This is a genomic window from Limnohabitans sp. (assembly GCF_031538885.1).
In the GTDB taxonomy this organism is placed as follows: Bacteria; Pseudomonadota; Gammaproteobacteria; order Burkholderiales; family Burkholderiaceae_C; genus Limnohabitans.
This window is the reverse complement of record NZ_JAVKLW010000078.1, coordinates 1-19110: the sequence shown is the minus strand read 5'-3', so window position 1 is coordinate 19110 and position 19110 is coordinate 1. Positions and strand designations below refer to the sequence as shown.

19 protein-coding genes are annotated in these 19110 nt (G+C 55.8%); 10 read left to right on the top strand and 9 right to left on the bottom strand.

Annotation, left to right across the window (positions count from 1 at the left end):
• Positions 1 to 203: 203 nt before the first annotated feature.
• From RMS03_RS06335 to RMS03_RS06315, 5 genes are all read right to left on the bottom strand, one after another.
• A complete protein-coding gene (locus RMS03_RS06335; protein WP_310626249.1) occupies positions 204 to 1253 on the bottom strand; it encodes an adenosine deaminase in 1050 nt (349 codons plus the stop codon).
• Positions 1254 to 1349: 96 nt separating this feature from the next.
• Positions 1350 to 2492: a BMP family ABC transporter substrate-binding protein gene (locus tag RMS03_RS06330; protein WP_310626248.1), complete on the bottom strand. Its 1143-nt coding sequence runs from the start codon at positions 2490 to 2492 to the stop codon at positions 1350 to 1352.
• Between the two features lie 33 nt (positions 2493 to 2525).
• The gene (locus RMS03_RS06325) at positions 2526 to 3446 is read right to left on the bottom strand and encodes an ABC transporter permease (RefSeq protein WP_310626247.1); all 921 of its coding nucleotides are present in this window, start codon (positions 3444 to 3446) and stop codon (positions 2526 to 2528) included.
• Positions 3446 to 4534: an ABC transporter permease gene (locus RMS03_RS06320; protein ID WP_310626246.1), complete on the bottom strand. Its 1089-nt coding sequence runs from the start codon at positions 4532 to 4534 to the stop codon at positions 3446 to 3448. Before RMS03_RS06320 ends, RMS03_RS06325 begins: the two co-directional genes overlap by 1 nt.
• Entirely contained in the window at positions 4521 to 6074 is a 1554-nt protein-coding gene (locus RMS03_RS06315; protein WP_310626245.1) for an ABC transporter ATP-binding protein, read from the bottom strand. Before RMS03_RS06315 ends, RMS03_RS06320 begins: the two co-directional genes overlap by 14 nt.
• A gap of 203 nt (positions 6075 to 6277) precedes the next feature.
• Here RMS03_RS06315 and RMS03_RS06310 point away from each other — a divergent pair, with 203 nt between their 5' ends.
• The 5 genes from RMS03_RS06310 (at position 6278) to RMS03_RS06290 (ending at position 9872) form a co-directional block, all read left to right on the top strand.
• Positions 6278 to 7246, top strand: coding sequence for a catalase family peroxidase (locus RMS03_RS06310; protein WP_310626244.1), 969 nt, complete (start codon positions 6278 to 6280; stop codon positions 7244 to 7246).
• A 19-nt stretch (positions 7247 to 7265) separates the two neighbouring features.
• A complete protein-coding gene (locus tag RMS03_RS06305) occupies positions 7266 to 7604 on the top strand; it encodes a c-type cytochrome (RefSeq protein WP_310626243.1) in 339 nt (112 codons plus the stop codon).
• A 26-nt stretch (positions 7605 to 7630) separates the two neighbouring features.
• On the top strand, positions 7631 to 8317 hold the full coding sequence (locus RMS03_RS06300; protein ID WP_310626242.1) for a YceI family protein: 687 nt from the start codon (positions 7631 to 7633) through the stop codon (positions 8315 to 8317).
• A gap of 59 nt (positions 8318 to 8376) precedes the next feature.
• Positions 8377 to 8952, top strand: a complete 576-nt coding sequence (locus RMS03_RS06295; protein WP_310626241.1) for a sigma-70 family RNA polymerase sigma factor — start codon at positions 8377 to 8379, stop codon at positions 8950 to 8952.
• Between the two features lie 95 nt (positions 8953 to 9047).
• Positions 9048 to 9872 carry a zf-HC2 domain-containing protein gene (locus RMS03_RS06290; RefSeq protein WP_310626240.1) on the top strand — a complete coding sequence of 275 codons (825 nt, stop codon included), beginning with the start codon at positions 9048 to 9050 and terminating at the stop codon, positions 9870 to 9872.
• Between the two features lie 16 nt (positions 9873 to 9888).
• On the opposite strand, the gene RMS03_RS06285 is transcribed toward RMS03_RS06290, so the two are convergent.
• Positions 9889 to 11292 (bottom strand): glycerate kinase, encoded by a 1404-nt coding sequence (locus tag RMS03_RS06285; RefSeq protein ID WP_310626239.1) that lies wholly within the window; start codon positions 11290 to 11292, stop codon positions 9889 to 9891.
• A gap of 96 nt (positions 11293 to 11388) precedes the next feature.
• Between RMS03_RS06285 and RMS03_RS06280 the strand changes: the two genes are divergently transcribed.
• Complete coding sequence (locus tag RMS03_RS06280) at positions 11389 to 12816, top strand: 8-oxoguanine deaminase (protein ID WP_310626238.1); 1428 nt, start codon at positions 11389 to 11391, stop codon at positions 12814 to 12816.
• 14 nt (positions 12817 to 12830) lie between these two features.
• Here the strand turns inward: RMS03_RS06280 and RMS03_RS06275 are convergent, their stop codons facing one another.
• The 3 genes from RMS03_RS06275 to RMS03_RS06265 form a co-directional block, all read right to left on the bottom strand.
• On the bottom strand, positions 12831 to 14141 hold the full coding sequence (locus RMS03_RS06275) for a TRAP transporter large permease subunit (protein WP_310626237.1): 1311 nt from the start codon (positions 14139 to 14141) through the stop codon (positions 12831 to 12833).
• Positions 14141 to 14596, bottom strand: coding sequence for a TRAP transporter small permease (locus tag RMS03_RS06270; RefSeq protein WP_310626236.1), 456 nt, complete (start codon positions 14594 to 14596; stop codon positions 14141 to 14143). Before RMS03_RS06270 ends, RMS03_RS06275 begins: the two co-directional genes overlap by 1 nt.
• A 113-nt stretch (positions 14597 to 14709) precedes the next feature.
• Positions 14710 to 15687 (bottom strand): TRAP transporter substrate-binding protein, encoded by a 978-nt coding sequence (locus RMS03_RS06265; RefSeq protein ID WP_310626235.1) that lies wholly within the window; start codon positions 15685 to 15687, stop codon positions 14710 to 14712.
• A gap of 157 nt (positions 15688 to 15844) precedes the next feature.
• On the opposite strand from RMS03_RS06265, the gene RMS03_RS06260 reads away from it, so the two are divergent.
• The 4 genes from RMS03_RS06260 to RMS03_RS06245 are packed head-to-tail and all read left to right on the top strand — an operon-like array spanning position 15845 to position 19028.
• Positions 15845 to 16378, top strand: coding sequence for a winged helix DNA-binding protein (locus tag RMS03_RS06260; RefSeq protein ID WP_310626234.1), 534 nt, complete (start codon positions 15845 to 15847; stop codon positions 16376 to 16378).
• 18 nt (positions 16379 to 16396) lie between these two features.
• Positions 16397 to 17146: a 5-oxoprolinase subunit PxpB gene (pxpB, locus tag RMS03_RS06255; protein WP_310626233.1), complete on the top strand. Its 750-nt coding sequence runs from the start codon at positions 16397 to 16399 to the stop codon at positions 17144 to 17146.
• Positions 17143 to 18192 carry a biotin-dependent carboxyltransferase family protein gene (locus RMS03_RS06250; RefSeq protein ID WP_310626232.1) on the top strand — a complete coding sequence of 350 codons (1050 nt, stop codon included), beginning with the start codon at positions 17143 to 17145 and terminating at the stop codon, positions 18190 to 18192. Before pxpB ends, RMS03_RS06250 begins: the two co-directional genes overlap by 4 nt.
• A complete protein-coding gene (locus RMS03_RS06245; protein WP_310626231.1) occupies positions 18189 to 19028 on the top strand; it encodes a 5-oxoprolinase subunit PxpA in 840 nt (279 codons plus the stop codon). The genes RMS03_RS06250 and RMS03_RS06245 overlap by 4 nt, the downstream gene beginning before the upstream one ends.
• The last annotated feature ends 82 nt before the right edge of the window (positions 19029 to 19110 follow it).

The window sequence follows — 19110 nt, the reverse complement described above, 5'->3', positions numbered from 1 at the left end:
AAACCGTGACGGATGAGGAATTGACTATGATTGAAAACCGATTGAATCACCGCCCCAGAAAGCGACTAGGATTCAAGACACCTCACGAGGTATTCCATGCCTCGTTAAAGCGTGTTGCACTTCGTCCTTGAATCCGCCAGCTTTAAACCAAATGCAAACGCCCCTCACACGGGGCGTTTTGCTTTGATGCCTCTTGGCTTCAGTCAATCTTGTTCAGAGAACTTCTGAAAAGTCTGCTTCAACGCATGCAACCATTGGTTCTTTTGCAGCTCCGTGGCAAAGCTGGCTTCAAAACTATTGCTAGCTAACGCGTAGGCCTGCTGCGCCGTGAGATCCGTGGCCTCAAAGGTTTGAACAAAGTTTTCGTTCATGTAACCACCAAAGTAGGCAGGGTCGTCTGAGTTGATCGTGACGCACAAACCGGCATCTAGCAACTGGCCAATGTTGTGGTTCTTCAAGTCTGGAAACACGCACAGCTTTTGGTTAGACAGCGGGCACACCGTGAGCGGAATACGCTCATTGGCCAAGCGTGTCATCAATGCGGCGTCGTGCACGGCTTGCACACCATGGTCTATGCGCTCAACGTGCAACACATCCAAGGCGCTCCAAATGTAAGCAGGGGGCCCCTCCTCGCCTGCATGGGCCACGAGGTGTAAGCCGTGAGCACGCGCCAGCGCAAACACGTTTTTAAAATTCTCAGGCGGGTGTCCCACTTCGCTCGAGTCCAAGCCTACGCCGATGAACTTGTCCTTGAAGGGCAAGGCCGCGTTGAAAGTTTTCAGCGCATCCACTTCACTGAGGTGACGCAAAAAGCACAAGATGAGCTGAGCACTGACGCCCAGCTGGATCTGCGCATCAGCACACGCGCGGTGCAAGCCGTTGATGACCGTGGCCATCGGGACACCACGCAGGGTGTGGGTTTGCGGGTCAAAGAAGATTTCCGCATGCACCACATGGTCTGCCGCTGCGCGTTGCAGGTAGGCCCAGGCCATGTCGTAGAAATCTTGCTCATGTAAGAGGACGCTGGCACCAGCGTAGTAAATGTCTAGGAAGCTTTGCAAGTCGGTGAAGGCATAGGCCGCACGCAAAGCCTCGACGTTGGCATACGGCAAGCTCACACCATTGCGCTTGGCGAGTGCAAAGATGAGTTCGGGCTCCAAGGAGCCCTCGATATGGATATGCAACTCGGCCTTGGGCATCTCGCGCAAGAGCTGGGGCAAACGAAGTTCGGCAACAGCGTGAACTTTGAACATGGCTTTTTCCTTCGTGAGGCTTCATGCTAACCAAGAAAATACGTCGCAAAAAAAGACCACCCGAAGGTGGTCGGGCGTGCAAGTGAACGCAGAGGTTTACTTAGCGCCTGGCACTTTGCCTTCCACGCCTTTGACGTAGAAGTTGATACCACTCAAGAACTTGTCATCCGCAACTTCACCTTGCTTCAAGATTTCTTTTCCAGAGTTGTCGACAAGGGGACCTTTCCAGATGGCGAAGCTGCCATCTTTCAAGCCTTGCTTCACCTCTGCCACTTTGGCTTGGGTCTCTGCGGGCACGTCTTCGGCAATGGATACGATGTCAATTGCACCGTCCTTCACACCAGACCATGTGTGTGCACCACCGGCCCACTTACCTTCCAAGGCTGCACGGGTGGCGTTGATGTAGTAAGGCGTCCAGTTGATGATGGCAGAGGCCAAATGGGCTTTGGGGCCATAGGCCGTCATGTCAGAGTCCCAACCAAAAGCACGTTTGCCTTTGTCTTGGGCGGTTTTCAACACGGCAGGTGAGTCGGTGTTTTGGAACAAGATGTCCGCACCACCGTTGATGAGTGAGGTGGCAGCTTCGGTTTCTTTCGGTGGATTGAACCACTCGTTGACCCACACCACTTTGGTTTTGACTTTGGGGTTGCTCGATTGCGCACCCAAGGTAAAGCTGTTGATGTTGCGAATGACCTCAGGGATTGGGATGGAAGCGACAACGCCCAAGGTATTGCTCTTGGTCATCTTGCCCGCGATCACGCCAGCCATGTACGCGCCTTCGTAAGTGCGGCTGTCGTAGGTGCGCATGTTGGGCGCTTGCTTGTAGCCCGTGGCGTGCTCAAACTTCACATCTGGCGTGTCCGCAGCCACTTTGAGCATGGGCTCCATGTAGCCAAAGGTGGTGCCAAAAACCAGTTTGTTGCCTTGGCCCACCATGTCACGAATCACACGCTCGGCGTCCGCAGACTCGGGCACGTTTTCAACAAACGACGTTGCAATCTTGTCGCCAAACTCGGCTTGCAGTGCTTTGCGTGCATTGTCGTGCGCAAAGGTCCAGCCACCGTCGCCCACGGGGCCGACATAGGCGAAGGCAATCTTCAAAGGCTCGGCTTTGGCGGCTGCCGCAGGCGCGCCGGCCGTCTTAGCCTCTTCCTTTTTGCCACAACCAACAAAGACAGCTGCAGCCACAGCGCTCAAGGCGGCAACATGAATCCAACGACGCGTTTTCAAATCAGTCATGCGATTTCCTTTGATAAAAGTAGGAGTGAAAAATTATGAACCAGGGACAAAAGATTTTCCGATCGACGCGGGCATGTTCACCCGTAACCACCTTGGGTTGCGTGAGATCAAGGCCAGCACCACGATGGTGGCGAGGTACGGCAGCATGCTCAAGAACTGGCTGGGTACATCGATGCCCGAGGCCTGCAAATGAAACTGCAACATGGTGACGCCACCAAACAGATAAGCACCCAACAACACGCGTGCCGGACGCCAAGTAGCAAAGGTGGTCAACGCCAAAGCGATCCAACCTTTGCCTGCAATCATGCCCTCTACCCACAGCGGCGTGTAGATGATGGAAATGTAGGCGCCCGCCAAACCACACAGCGCACCGCCCACCACCACGGCCAACAGCCGGATGCGACGCACGGGGTAGCCCAAGGCGTGGACCGACTCAGGTGACTCACCCACAGCGCGCAAGACCAAACCTGCACGTGTGCGGTACAAGAAACAAACCAGCCCCAAGGTCAGCGCAATCGCGCCGTACACCAAGGGGTGGTGTTTGAACACGGCAGGGCCCAGCAATGGAATGTCTGCCAAGAAAGGCACGTCATACTGCATGCGCTCAGGCAGATTGGCCTGCACATAGCTCGTCCCCACAAAGGCAGAGAAGCCGCCACCAAACAAGCTGAGAGCTAGACCCGTGGCATATTGGTTGGTGTTCATCCAAATCACCAGCAAGCCAAACAAAGCCGCCATCACAGCACCTGCACCCATGCCCGCCAAAAAGCCCAGCGTGTCGCTGCCCGTGTTGGCGACGGTGGCAAAGCCCGCAATCGCAGCGCACAGCATCATGCCCTCGGCACCCAAGTTGACGATGCCCGCTTTTTCGTTGATCAACAGGCCCAGAGAGGCCAACGCCAAAACAGTGCCGGCGTTCATGGTGGCGGCCCACAACAGTGCGTAGGTTTCCATCACAGTGCTCCCTCAGAACGGATTTGGCTTGCACGCACAACCCAACGCACGCGGTATCGCATCAAGGTGTCACACGCCAACAGCGTGAACAACAACAAACCTTGAAACACGCCGGTGAGTGACCGTGGCAGCCCTAAACGCGATTGCGCCAGCTCACCCCCGATATAAAACATGCTCATCAACACGGCCGACAAGACCATGCCCACCGGATACAAGCGCCCCACAAAAGCCACGATGATGGCCGCAAAGCCATAGCCCACCGGCACAAACGGGGTGAGCTGACGCAGCGGCCCTGCCACCTCTAAAGCACCCGCCAAACCTGCCGCAGCACCCGAGGTGAGCAGCGCCAGCCACAAGACCTTGCGTGATGAGAAGCCCGCGTAGCGCGCCGCGTTGGGTGCCAAGCCGCCCACTTGCTGCGCAAAGCCTGCATAGGTACGAAACAAAAACACCCACAACGCACCCACACCCGCCAACGCCAACAACACGCCCACGTTCACGCGTGTGCCAGTGATGAGCTTGGGGATTTGCGTGATGGCATCGAAGGTTTTGGTTTGCGGAAAGTTGTAGCCCAGTGGGTCCTTCCAAGGGCCGTAGACCAAGAAGTTGAGCGCCATGATGGCCACGTACACCAGCATGAGGCTGACCAAAATTTCACTCGCATGAAAGCGGTCGCGCAAGAACGCGGTGATGGCCGCCCAGACCATGCCGCCCACAACACCCGCGAGCAAGATGAGCACCCAAAAGCCGCCGCCCGTGTTGGCATCGGCCGTCAAGGCCACGCCCGAGGCAAACACCGCGCCCATGACGAACTGGCCTTCTGCGCCAATGTTCCACACATTGGAGCGAAAGCACACGGCCAGCCCCAAGGCAATCAGCAGCAGCGGCGTGGCCTTGACCATCAACTCGGACAAGGCATACACGCTCTTGATGGGTTCCCAAAAGAACACCTGCAAACCGCGCACCGGGTCTTTACCCAGCGCTACAAAAAGAATCACCCCCAACACCACGGTGATGGCCAACGCCAGCAAGGGCGAGGCATAACGCCACAGCTTAGAAGGCTGGGCACGCGGCTCAAGACGCAGCATGGTTCACCTCCTGTATCTCTGACACAAGTGGGTTGTCCCACAGGCCACTCATCCACGCACCAATGCGCGACACACTGGCCTCTTCGCGGGTGAGTGCGGGAGACAAGCAGCCCTCGGCCATCACATGCAAACGGTCTGACAGCTCTAGCAATTCGTCCAACTCCTCACTCACGACCAGCACTGCACAGCCTGCGTCACGTAAGGCTAGTAATGCCGCACGTATTTGCGCGGCAGCACCCACGTCCACCCCCCATGTGGGCTGGGACACGATGAGCAACTTAGGCGCCGCCTCGATCTCGCGGCCCACCAAAAATTTTTGCAAATTACCGCCTGACAGTGAACGCGCCACTGCATCTGGCCCGCCTGCTTTGACTTGGTATTTGGCGATGATGTCGCCCGCTTGGCTGTGCAGCGTGTTCAGGTTGAGCCAACCCAACACACCTGCCACACCACTAGACACCACTGCGTCATGACGCGTGAGCAGCAGGTTTTGCGCCAAGCTCAGGCTTGGCACTGCGCCACGGCCTAGGCGTTCTTCTGGAACAAAGTGCAGGCCGAGGTCACGGCGTTGGTCTGGGTTGAGCTGCCCCATGGCTTGGCCACTCAGTTGAATGCTGCTCGCGGCTGAACGCCTGTCTTCGCCCGACAAGGCAAACAACAACTCGCGCTGGCCATTGCCAGACACACCCGCAATGCCCACCAGCTCGCCTGCGCGCACTTGCAGGTTGACGCCATTCAGGTCTACGCCAAATGGATCGTCGGCTTGCAGACGCAACTCATGCACGCTCAGCACAGCAGCACCTGGCTTGTGCTCCCGCACATGCAGCTCGGGCGGCAAGCTGCCAATCATGAGTTGGCTCAGCGAAGCATTGGTTTCTTGGCGTGGGTCGCACACGCCCGTCACACGGCCCGCACGCATCACCGTGCAAGCGTTACACAGCGCACGAATTTCGTGCAGCTTGTGGCTGATGTACACAATGCTGCGCCCTTCGCTGGCGAGTTGGCGCAACACCACGAATAGCTTTTCCACCGCTTGCGGCGTCAGCACCGAAGTGGGCTCATCCAAGATGAGCAACTGCGGGTTGGTCAGCAAGGCACGGATGATTTCCACACGCTGCATCTCACCCACGCCCAGCGTGTGGACGGGACGGGCGGGGTCAATGTCCAGGCCGTATTGCGCGGCGGTGTCGTTGATACGCTGCGTCACCTCAACCAAGGTGAACGATTTGTCGAGGCCCAGCCACACGTTCTCAGCCACGCTGAGCGTGTCAAACAAACTGAAATGCTGAAACACCATGCTGATGCCCAGTCGCCTTGCCTCTTGCGGGTTACGAATGTTGACCACTTCGCCGTTGAAGCGGATTTCGCCCACATCGGGCTTGACCGCGCCGTAGATGATTTTCATCAACGTCGATTTGCCCGCACCGTTCTCGCCCAGCACGGCGTGAATTTCGCCAGACTGCACTGTCAGGCTCACGCCGTCGTTGGCGACTACGGCGGGGTAGCGCTTGGTGATATGGCGAAGGGTCAGTCTGGACATGGCGGGCAAAGTTTAATGCCTTCGCCTCACCCCTGAAGCACCCTTGAGACAACGGTGAGGCATGGCAAACGCGAGGCGCGAGGTACACCAGACCCAAGGTTCGACATGCCCCAAGCTTGCGCAGCCAAAGATTTTTCAAAAATAGGTGTAACGCCAAAGGCATTTGGGACGACTCATTTGAAACATCACCAAGGAGTTCAACCATGTCCAATTTCAAAAAAAATATATCTCAACTAGGCGCAGGCCTTCTCATTGGCAGTGCGGCTTGTGCGCAAACCCCGCCGTCCGCCGTCGAACTGGTCGATGCGCTCAACGGTGTGTTTGGCAAACAAGCAGGCACCCGCGCCTCTCATGCCAAAGGCATGTGCGCTCAAGGTGCGTTTCACCCCGACGCACAAGCACTGACCGTTACCGAAGGCCCGTTGTGGCACAAAACACAAGTACCGGTGCAAGCCCGTTTTTCTGTCGGCGGTGGCAACCCCAAGGCCAGTGACAAGGGCAAAACCGTGCGTGGCCTAGCCCTGCACATTGGCTCAGACTGGGACTTGGTGTTGATTACGGCCCCTGTGTTCATGGTAGCCACACCGGAAGAGTTTGTTGGCTTCATGCAAGCACGTCAGCCCGACCCTGCAACGGGCAAGCCCAACGCAGAACGTGTCAAAGCCTTCAACAGCGCCACTCCCAGCACCCAGGCACAAATTGCATTCTTAGAAAAAGCACCGATCCCCGCCAGCTATGCCCAAACCCCTTACTGGGGCGTGAATGCTTTTGTGATGACCAACGCACAAGGCAAAAAAATTCACGGACGTTGGCGCGCTGAACCCAAAGCAGGCCATGTCGGTCTAACCGCCGAGCAATTGGCTCAAGCCAGTGATGACTTCTTGGCCCAAGAACTGACGCAGCGTTTGGGCAACGGGCCTGTGGTGTTCAATTTGTGGCTTCAGTTGGCACAAAGCGGTGATGATGTGAAAAACCCATCCGTGGCCTGGCCTGCAACCAACCCTGAAGTGCGAATGGGGCAAATTGAAATCACCGGGTTAAACAACACCTGCGAGCCCACCATGTTCAACCCAGCCGTGCTGCCCAAAGGCATGGCTCTTTCCGAAGACCCCACACTCTTGGTACGCGCTGGTTCATACGGCGTATCACTGGGCCGACGCGCCAAACCTTGAAGCTTAAAAGCCCTACATCATGAAAGTGCCTTACCCTATGCCACGCCTGCCCCTGTCCACCATCGCATGGTTTGCCCTCTCGTGCGGACTTGTCGCCCAAGCACAGGCCGCGCCCTCAAACCCACAGGCTTTGCTGGCGCGGCACAGCTGCACCGCTTGCCACGCCCAAGACCAAAAAATTGTGGGCCCCAGCTTCAATGACATTGCCAAAAAATACCCAGGCAAGGCGGCTTACCTGGAAGGAAAAATCAAATCGGGTGGCACAGGGGTTTGGGGCAACTTGTCCATGCCACCGCAAAGTGCACCAGATGAAGACATCCGCGCCATCGCCGCTTGGTTAGCCAGCGGCATGAAATAAATCACGTCACTCACATAGGAAAAATCATGTTTCAAAAACTCACTCACAGCGTTGCCCGCACACTGGTCTTGATCGCGGCGGTCGGATGTTCAATGGGCTGTATTGGCTCAGCCTCGGCACAAGAGGCACTGGCATGGCAAATTCATCAGCCCACATCTAGCCTCACCTTCAACACCACCAAGTCAGGTGCCGCAGGCGTAGGCGGCGTCACCGAAACCATGCGTTTCAAAAGCTTCAAAGGCGGTTTGAGCCCCAAAGGACAAATCGAGTTGACCATTGATTTGAGCAGCGTGGACAGCGGTGTTTCGATTCGCGATGAGCGCTTACAAACCATGTTCTGGAATGTGGCCACACACCCCAGCGTGAGCTTTGTGGGCCAACTCTCTGGCGAAGACATGAAAAACATCGCAACAGGTAAAGCATCCAACACGGTGATGGTCGAAGGCCAACTGACCATGGCAGGCCAAACCAAGCCCATCAAAACCGTCTTGCAAGTTATCCCCGTGCAACACAAGCTGTATGTCAGTACACGTCAACCGATTGTGGTCAACGCCAATGATTTTGGTTTGAATTCAGGTGTGGAAGCCTTGCGTGCCATTATGGGCTTGAACTACCTCTCCACCTCCGCCCCTGTCACCTTTGCCTTGGAGTTGAACATGGCTTCATCGCCCAAGACCATGAGCGAATCCAAGCTGCCACCCTCGGCTTGGTAAGCTACACGCCTCAATTCAACCATAGGGGTGCGTGAAATACCGCACCATACAGTTTCAACGTGTCTTGGCACAAAGCCCTAGAGCAAAGCTTGCGTGATGATCGCGACTTTTTGCTTCGGCTCGCCCATGCGCAGCTACGTAACCCTCAAGAAGCAGCGGATGCAGTTCAGGACACCGCCTTGGCCGCATGGCAAACCATTGATCGCTTTGAAGGACGCTCCAGTATTCGGACATGGTTGGTTGGCATACTGAGATTCAAGATTTTGGATGTTTTGCGAGAGAGGCAACGCCACCCGACATTCAAACTCAATGAGATAGAGCAAGAGTTGCAAACCCTCGACAGTGACTTGTTGTTCGATGACGACGGGAGCTGGGCTGAAGAACCACAAGCTTGGTGGAGCACCAGCGATAACCCCAGCGAAACCTTGCAGCAAAACCAGATGATGCGATTGCTGCAACAGTGTCTGGCAAAGTTACCAGAGAAAACTGTTCATGTTTTTTTAATGCGCGAATACTTAGGCTTCGAGAGCCCAGAAATCGCACAATGCACAGGCCTGCAAACGGGGAACATACGGATCATCCTCATGCGCGCTCGTTTGGCCTTGCGAACCTGTCTCGAATGGCAAATGAGCTAACCGTCCGTGAACCTAGGAGAAACCATGCGCCCCCACGTTCATCACTTCGTGTATTCACTGCCCCCCTTGAAGCGGCTCGACAGGAGGCTTGATCTGTGAATTCTTCAAAAGCACTTGCCCCCATCACCTGTCAGGAGAGTGTGCAATTTGTGAGTCTGCTGCGTGACGCCGAACTCAGTCCGACAGATTTCGCACGCTTAGAAAAACATGTGAAAAGTTGTCCTCGCTGCCAAACAGCGCGGCAACAATTTAGCATCTTGTACACAGGATTCGACACATTGCTCTCGCGACCTGTTGCAGCCTCTCAAGCACACACCAACCCCATTGCTCATTCAGTCTCCCCGCGCCAACTTGGTCAAAGTCGACGTCAATGGCTAGCTTGGCTGGCAGGCACTGTCATAGGCGCACTGGCAGGTACTGGAGCTGGCGTTTGGTGGGCAAGCACAGCCTTGCAAACACCACAAACCTCCGATGAGTCAGTGGCCCATCGAATCGCCCAATACCAAGCGCTGTATGCGCGCGACACGGTGCAAGATGGCGCACTGTCGAAGCGTCAAGCCCAGACCGTCCTCAGGCAATGGTTGCAGCAAGAAGCCCAGGCATCGCACATCCAAGCCGCGCCCGACCTTGAGGCGCTTGGACTGCACTTGGTGCGGGCGCAACGTCTGGCACTCAACGGGCAACCCATCTTGCAATGGGTGTACTTGGCAGCGCAGGGGCAACCCATCGCCTTGTGTGGCATGGCACGTCCAGATGCGGCTCAAGCGCAGCCCTCGCCTCAATTTTTCTCAGCATCTGGCATGCGTGGGACGCATTGGCAGTACCGCAACGTTCTTTGGGTCTTGGTCGCACCGCAAGACACATGGTCCGGCCAGCGTTTCACGCAGCTGCGTGAAAACATCGCGCATCAATTGGCTTAGCAGACTGGTGCTGACATCACAACACCAAGATGGCCCGAAAGTCGTTCACATTGGTGTGTGTGGGGCCAGTCACCACCAAATCCCCCAGCGCGTCGAAGAAACCATAGGCATCGTTGCGGTCGAGGCAGTCGGTGGCTTTCACCCCTTTGCTTGCAGCGCGGGCCAGGGTGTCGGGGGTGACACGGGCACCAGCGTTGTCTTCGATACCATCAATGCCATCGGTGTCGGCGGCGATGGCCCACACCCCAGCTTGCGCTTGCAAGGCCACAGCGAGGCCTAGGCAAAACTCACCTGCTCTACCGCCTCTTCCGGGCCGAGCGTGTGGCAGAACGCTCTGCTCCATGTCCCCCGACCGCTGCGCGGTCTCCTCCTTGACCTGCGCAGAGCGCTCTGCCACACGCTCGGCCTTTTGAAGGGCCACAGTAGTTTCACCACCGCTCAAAATGACGCAAGGTTTTTGAAACGGCCCTTTGCCCTGCGCCGCTGTACGCGCCAGCGCAGCGTGTACCTTGCCCACTTCGCGCGACTCGCCTTCTAGCTCGTCACTCAGCACATAGGCGTTCAGGCCTGCGGCACGGGCCAACTCGGCAGCGGCGTCGAGCGACTGCTGAGGCGTGGCAATCAAATGCACGGGCTGCGTGGCCCAGTCGGCATTGGGCTTGGGTGTTTCGAGTGAGCCCACTTTGAGCGCAACCTCAATGGCAGCAGGCACTGCGATCTTGTAGCGTTGCAAGATGGCCCATGCATCGGCACAGGTCGTCACGTCGGGCACGGTGGGACCACTGGCAATGACCGAGGGGTCGTCGCCTGGCACATCACTGATGGTGAGTGTGACCACCTGCGCGGGCGCACACGCAGCGGCCAAGCGACCACCTTTGATGCGCGAGAGGTGCTTGCGCACACAGTTCATTTCGCCAATGCCTGCGCCGCTGTTGAGCAAGTCGCGATTGATGCGCTGTTTGTCTGCCAGCGTCAAACCATCGGCGGGCAAGGTCAGCAAGGCAGAGCCGCCGCCAGAAATCAAACACAGCACCAAGTCGTCAGCGGTCAACCCTTGGGTCAACGCCAAGATGCGCTCGGCAGCCGCGAGGCCAGCCGCATCTGGCACAGGGTGCGAAGCCTCGACCACTTCAATACGCTCGGGCACACCCGCAGGGCGCGGCGGTGTGTGGCCATAGCGCGTGACCACAAGACCCGACAAAGCTTTGTCGGCAGGCCACAGTGCCTCAACGGCTTGCGCCATCGCGCCACCCGCTTTGCCCGCGCCCAGTACCACGGTGCGGCCTTTCGGTGGAGTGGGTAAATAGGCCGCGGTGTTGTGCAGCGGCAAGGCGCGTTTGACGGCGGCTTGGTACAGCGCGGCTAAAAACTCGTTGGGATGAATAGCGGGATTGGGGGTGTTTGGGCTTGCTTCTTGCATTGTCAAATTGTGCCGTGCTCTGAACGGTCGCGTCCCTGTGGAAACCGCTTGGGCAGCCCATTTAAAATCACATCGACAAAGGTTAAAGTTTGCGCCATGACCACCCTGCTCATCCACCGCGCCCGCTGCATCGCCACACAAGACGATGCGAACACCGAACTCAAAGACGCCTCGCTGCTGCTCAACGATGGCCGCATAGAGCGCATCATTCCTGCTGACGAAAACATCGATGAACTGCTCAAACAAGTGGACGAGGTGATTGATGCGCGTCGCCACGTGGTGGTGCCCGGCCTGATCAACACCCACCACCACATGGTGCAAAGCCTCACGCGTGCCGTGCCGCAGGTGCAAAACGCCGAGCTGTTCAGCTGGCTCAAAGGGCTGTACCCCATTTGGGCGGGCCTCACGCCTGAGATGGTGTTGGTGTCTAACCAAGTGGCCATGGCCGAGCTGTTGCTCAGCGGCTGCACCACCAGCAGCGACCACTTGTACATCTACCCCAACGGCGTGCGACTGGACGACAGCATTGAAGCCGCGCACACCATTGGCATGCGCTTCACGGCCACACGTGGCAGCATGAGCGTGGGCGAGAGCCAAGGCGGCCTGCCGCCCGACCGCGTGGTGGAAAAAGAAGCCTTCATCCTCAAAGAAACCCAACGCCTGATTGAGACCTACCACGACGCCAGCTTTGGCGCGATGACGCATGTGGCCGTGGCCCCCTGCTCGCCCTTTAGTGTGAGCCAAGACCTCATGCGCGAAGCCGCCAAACTCGCCCGCGCCCACAAGGTGCGCCTGCACACGCACTTGGCCGAGAACGACCACGACATTGCGTACACGAAAGAAAAATTCAACTGCACGCCCGCGCAATACGCCGAAGATTTAGGCTGGGTCGGTCACGACGTGTGGCATGCCCACTGCGTCAAGCTCGACGACGAAGGCACGTATTTGTTTGCACACACGCGCACGGGCATTGCCCACTGCCCGTGCAGCAACATGCGCTTGGCCAGCGGCATCTTGCCCCTGCGCAAAATGCTCGACGCCGGTGTGCCCATTGGCCTAGGCGTCGACGGCAGCGCCAGCAACGACGCAGCCCACCTGCTGAACGAAGCACGCCAAGCCATGCTGCTGACACGCGTGGGCCGCGCGCTGGAAGCTCCGAGGGTGCAAGACGGACGCACCGTGTTTGGCTGTGACCTTGGCCCTTCCGACATGACACCCCGCGACGCCCTGCGCCTGGCCACACGCGGCGGCGCCCAAGTGCTGGGCCGCGCCCACGAGCTGGGGCAAATCAAAGCGGGGTATTGCGCGGACATCGCGATGTTTCGCACCGACACCCTCAGCATGGCGGGCGGTGCCGTGCACGACCCCGTGGGTGCGCTGCTGCTGTGCGCGAGCGACAACGCGGACTACGTCGTAGTGAATGGCCGCGTGGTGGTACGCCAAGGTGAGATTGCCACGGTGGATATGGGGCCGCTGATCGAGCGGCATAACCAACTGGCGATGCAGTTGGCGTTAGCCGCGTAATAAAAGGTCTTCGCTCAAACCTCTTGCCCCATCACCCAGTTGGGAACGCAGGTGACGATTTCAGGAAAAATCGTGATCAGGACAATGGCCAAGACCATGCAACCGAAAAATGGCAGCGTCATGCGCGCGATTCGGTTGCTATCGATGCCTGTCATGTTTTGCAACACAAACAAGTTAAAGCCGACAGGCGGTGTGATCTCTGCAATTTCAATCAGCATGATGATGAAGATGCCAAACCACACCAAATCAAAACCTGCTTTTTGAATCATGGGCAGCACAACAGCACTGGTCAGCACAATCATCGAAATGCCATCTAAAGCGGTACCCAGCACGAGATAAATCAAGACCAAGACGGCGATCAAACCGAAGGGTGAAAGATCAAGACTTTGCACAAATTCGGCCAATTCACGCGGTATACCAGTGAAGGCCATTGTTTTGGTGAGAAACGCTGCACCAGCCAAAATGAACATGATCATGCAGCTGATACGCGTGGCACCTGCCAGCCCCGCCCAAAAATTCTGCCAATTCAGGCTTCGTCCAGCAGCGGCAATTGCAAGTGATCCCACAACGCCCCAAGCGGCGCATTCGGTCGCCGTAGCCAATCCACTCACCAGCACCCAAACAATAAAGACGATGAGTAAGCCGCAGGGAATGAGGCTACCTGAGCGACGGAGTTTTTCAACAAATGTTGTGGGGGCCTCAGGAGGAGGAATGCGATCGGGGTTTCTAAGACTCCACCATGCGATGTAACCAGAGAACAGTCCCATCAGCAAAAAACCTGGCAAGAAACCTGCCAAGAACAAGCGGATCACGCTGGCATCCGCGGCCACGGCATAAACCACCATCGTGATGGATGGAGGAATCAAAATTCCAAGGCCACCAGCCGCAGCCAACGAACCCAGCGCGAGTCCTTTGTCATAGCCGCGTCGCTCTAACTCAGGTAGTGCAACTTTGGCAATCGTGGCGCAGGTTGCCGCCGACGAGCCAGAAACAGAACCAAAAATGCCACAACCCAAAATTGTGGTGTGCATCAAGCGTCCAGGCACTCGGTTCAACCATGGTGCTAAGCCATCAAACATCTGCTCAGACAACCGCGTGCGATACAGAATTTCACCCATCCAGATGAATAACGGCAACGCGGCAAGTTCCCAACTCGCTGTGGTTTCCCAAAAAGCTGTGAAAAGGTTCATGCCGGGTTCTGTGTGGGTAAAGAAAGCTTGGCCCACCCAGCCAACAATCGCCAATGTCATGGCAATCCAAACACCTCCGCTCAACATCAAAAGCATCAACAACAACAAAAATCCACCAATTTCAAGCAAGCTCATCACAACTCCTCGGAAAAGTCACCACGTGCATGACGCTCTTCCACACGAACCACGTAGCTAGGTTTACCACCGCGCAACACGCAGACACACTCATCCAACACGGCCACAAACAAAATGGCGGCGCCAATCACAAAACTCAGTTGTGGAATCCATAGCGGAATCGCAACCATATTGCCTGCAATGTCGTTGAACTCCCAGCTCTGATAGGTGAAGCGCGCAGCCCAGAAACTGAGATAAAAAATGGCCACGCTCGCCGTTGCCAAAGAAGTGACTTCAAGCCAGTGCCTAAGTCGTGGTGATACTTTTTCAAGCAACAAGGTCACTCGTACAAAGTCACCATTTCTAAAGCTGTAGGCCATGCCAAAGAAGGCTGCTGCCGCACACAACCATGACACGACGTCATTGATCCAAGAGACCCGCCAATCAAGGCTTCGGCCCATCGATGCGCCAACCATGAGTACCAAGATGACCAGGACACAAAGAGAGGAGATGACGCCTCCCAGTGCATACAGACCATCAAGACTGCGCCGCAGACCCGATGGTTTTGTAATGTTTGAGCTCTCCATGATCAGTGCTTGTAATTTGTCAATAGCGCTTGACCATCAGCGCCCGATTTCTCCAACCACTCGGTGAGCATGGTGTCGCCTACTTTTTTCATGTCTGATTTGAGCTGAGCTGATGGCTCAAGGACTTGCATGCCATTGGCCTTCAGTTTGATTTTCGATTCGGCATCCACGCGCTTGCTAGCGGCCAGACCACGCGTTTCTGCTGCAGCTGCCGCAGTCATCACGGACGCTTGGCTTGGTTTATCCAAGGCATCAAATGCTTTGCGGTTCACGATGACCATGTTCTTAGGAAGCCAAGCTTGTACGTCGTAGTAATACTTGAGGTGCTCGTAAAGTTTGCTGTCAACACCTGTGGCACCAGAAGTCATGGTCGCTTCGACCACGCCCGTCGCCAATGCTTGAGAAAGTTCTGCTGCTTGAACCGTCACAGGCTGCGCCTTCACCAAATCAGCGATACGGGCTGTAGCTGGGCTATATGCGCGCCACTTGACGCTCTTGAGATCAGCCGCAGAGGCAATGGGCTTTTTCGTGAAAATACCTTGAGGTGGCCACGCCACAGCGTAGAGGTAAACCAAGCCCTGGTCAGCCAACTTCTTTTCAACCATCGGGCGTTGAGTCACTTGCAGCTTGATTGATTCATCGTAACTGTCGGCCAAAAATGGTAAGCCATCCGCACCGTAGATCTGCCATTCGTTTTGCAAACTGGCTTGAATCACCTCGCCAGCTTGGGCCTGCCCACCTTGGACTGCACGCTTGATTTCTGTTGCCTTGAACAAAGAGGCGTTCGAATGCACAGTGATCTTGAGCTTGCCAGCCGTCGCCTTTTCCACATCACTCGCAAACTGCATCAAGTTTTCAGAATGAAAGTTATTCGCAGGATAGGCGGAAGCTAAATCCCATTTGGTCTGGGCCTGAACCAGTCCAACGGTGAGACAACTTGCTAGACCCAAGGCAGCGAGAGAAAGATACTTGCGCTTCATGAAACTTCTCCAATCAGTTATTAAGTTATGACAGATTGAATTTACCTTTTTATCAACGATTCATCATAGGTATATTCTCTAATCGTTGACAATTTGTCGACAATTTGATTTTATGATTACCAAAACCGCACAACTAGCAACTAAATGAAGGGGATGCATGGCCAAGAAACCGAACACCGAAGAACGCACAAGCGTGCCAATCGTCTCATCGTCACATTTGGTGTCTCCTAGAAGTGCCGAGATGAGTGAGTTTGAATTTGGCTTGATCGTCGCGGGAAACGCTTTCAACCGTTGGATCATCCACTGCATGTCGGCCACTGGATTGAAAGATCTCACGCCGCTGGATGTCCTTGTGCTCCACCATGTTTCACACAGAGCACGGGACAAACGTTTGTCGGACATCTGCTTCATCATGAACATCGAAGACACGCACCTCATCAACTACTCTCTCAAAAAACTACAGGGGATGGGCGTGGTGGCTTCACGCAAGAGTGGGAAAGAAGTGACCTACTCTTTAACCGAGCTTGGCAACGACTATGTGCAGCGCTATCGCGAAATTCGTGAAAGTTGCCTCATCAACGCATTGAAAGCAGATGAGGGCCTCAATCGCGACATTGGCGAGTTAGCCAGATTGCTGCGTGTTCTGTCCGGTGTTTACGACCAAGCAGCTCGTTCTGCGGCGTCGTTGTAACCAAAACCAATGCGGCTCATGACGATACGACTTTTGGCGCTTGGCGACAGTGCATGGACTGTGGAGTTCGGTGTGAGCATCAGCACCGAACTGAACGCGCAGGTGATGGCCTTCGCCCAGAGAATCGCACAAGCGCGCATCCATGAGCCGCTGTTTGCCGCGATCACTGATGTGGTCCCGACATTTCGCTCTCTCACTGTGCACTTCGCGCCCCAAACGACGGATGCGGATGCACTCGCAACAGCGCTATCAGCGTTGGCGCAACACAGTCCGCGACATACGATTGTGGGCAAATATTGGCACCTACCCGCCTGTTTCGACCCGAACTTTGCCCCCGACTTATCGGCTTGGGCAAAGGCAAAAAATCTCAGCGAAGATCAACTGATTCAACGCGTGTTGAGTACCCAATTTCGTGTTTACATGATTGGTTTTTTGCCTGGATTTCCCTACATGGGCGGCCTGCCACCTGAACTGTCCATGCCGCGACTGGCCAGTCCACGCCAACGCGTACCCGCCAACTCTATTGCGATAGCAGGCGAGATGTGTGCGGTCTACCCTTGGGAAAGCCCAGGCGGCTGGAACTTGATCGGCAAAACACCTGTTCAGCTGTTTGATCCACGCAAGATAGATCAGCCCGCCATGCTGAGTGCAGGCGACATGGTGACTTGGTATCCGATTGACACGATGGCATACGAACACCTTCGCGAGCTATGTGGCAACGGTGATCTATCGCGCGAAGCATTTCTTTACACGGAAGCCCCCAAATGACCCAGTCGTCTGAAGGCATGATCGAGATTGTGCAACCGGGTATTGGCACCACCATTCAAGACCGCGGACGAACTGGCTACCGCCACGAAGGCATCCCTTTGTCGGGTTGGTTGGATGCCCCCTTGGCCGAAGCTGCCAATGCATTGGTAGGCAATGCTGGCGGCGAAGCCATTTTTGAATTGCGAGGCATGGGTACTGAACTGCGCGTCAAGTCAGGCCCCATACGCATCGCATTGACAGGATCCATTGCCGCGAAACGGTTAACACAAGACGAAATACTCACGTCGTTACCGGCTTGGCAAAGCGCCACTTTACAAACCGGCGACAGACTGACATTAGGAATGGCCGAAACAGGTTGCGCTTATCTGGCCGTGGCTAATGGTCTACAACTCCCCGCACAGTTAGGCAGTCGATCAAGCTATTGGCGCGCAGGGATAGAAGGCTTATTAGGGCGCGCATTTCGTCCAGGTGATGTACTGCCTTGCCGTACATGCACGGCATCTGACGTTCTTGAATGGCGTAGCCCTGAGCCATGGACACATCAGCTGGGCCCCATACGGGTCATTCTGGGGCCACAACAAGATCATTTCCTGCAGGCGTCGATGGACTTGTTCCAAAACGAAAAATGGGAAGCAACTGCTGAACAAGATCGCATGGGTCTGCGACTGCGCGGTACAGCATTAACCCACATCAGCACGCATGCAACTGACATCGTGTCTGATGCTGTGACACCGGGTGCAATTCAAGTGCCTGCTAATGGACAACCGATTGTGTTGTTAGCAGATAGCCAGACCGTCGGGGGCTATCCAAAAATCGCGACCGTGATTCAAGCGGATTTGCCCAAGCTCGCCCATTTGAAACCGGGTTCTCGATTGCGCTTTCAAAGCGTGACGGTAGATCAAGCAAGGCAAGCTCTTCACGAACAACGTGAAGCGTGGACTCAGTGGCTGGCGACACGAGAATCATTTCTACCGCCTGGCTTCATTGATGAACAGGCGCTCTACAACAGCAACCTGGTGAGCGGCATGGTGCGTGCAGAATTTTGATTGGAATCATCACTATGACAACACAACGTATTAACCTCAATGCCGACTTGGGCGAAAGCTTTGGCGCTTGGAAAATGGGCGACGATGCATCGCTGCTTCAAATCGTCACAAGCGCTAACGTCGCCTGCGGTTTTCATGCTGGCGACCCTATCGTCATGCAAGAGACTGTCCGCTACGCAATCGCTCAAGGCGTGAGCATTGGTGCACATCCCTCCTACCCTGACCTGCAAGGTTTTGGAAGACGCGTAATGCAGATGTCTGCCAAGGATTTAGAAGCGACCCTGCTCTATCAAATCGGTGCTTTGCAAGCGATTGCTGCAGCGGAAGGTGGGCGCGTCACCCATGTCAAACCACATGGGGCTTTGCATAATGTGGCATGCGCGGATGCAGCGGTGGCCTCCACAGTGGTGAACACCTTACGCAAGTTAGACCCCTCCATGATTTTGCTTGCCCCAGCCTACTCCATCCTCGCAGAAGCAGCGCAAGAAGCTGGTCAACCTGTTCGCTATGAAGTATTCGCGGATCGAACCTACCTAGATGACGGTCAACTCACCCCACGCTCCCGCGAGGGATCCGTGATTCACGACAGCCAAGCGTGCGTAGAGCACGTGCTGCGGATGCTCCGCGCAAATGCCATCGTGACAGCCAATGGTCTTCATCTGCCATGTCGTATCGACAGCATCTGTGTGCACGGTGATGGACCTGAGGCGGTTCCGACAGCAAAAGCTATCCGATTGGCACTTGAAGTGCTGGGCTATGCCCTTGAACCACTTCATCATTGGCGGATTCAAGGACGAAGTGCAACACGCTTTAACGAGGCATGGAATACCTCGTGAGGTGTCTTGAATCCTAGTCGCTTTCTGGGGCGGTGATTCAATCGGTTTTCAATCATAGTCAATTCCTCATCCGTCACGGTTT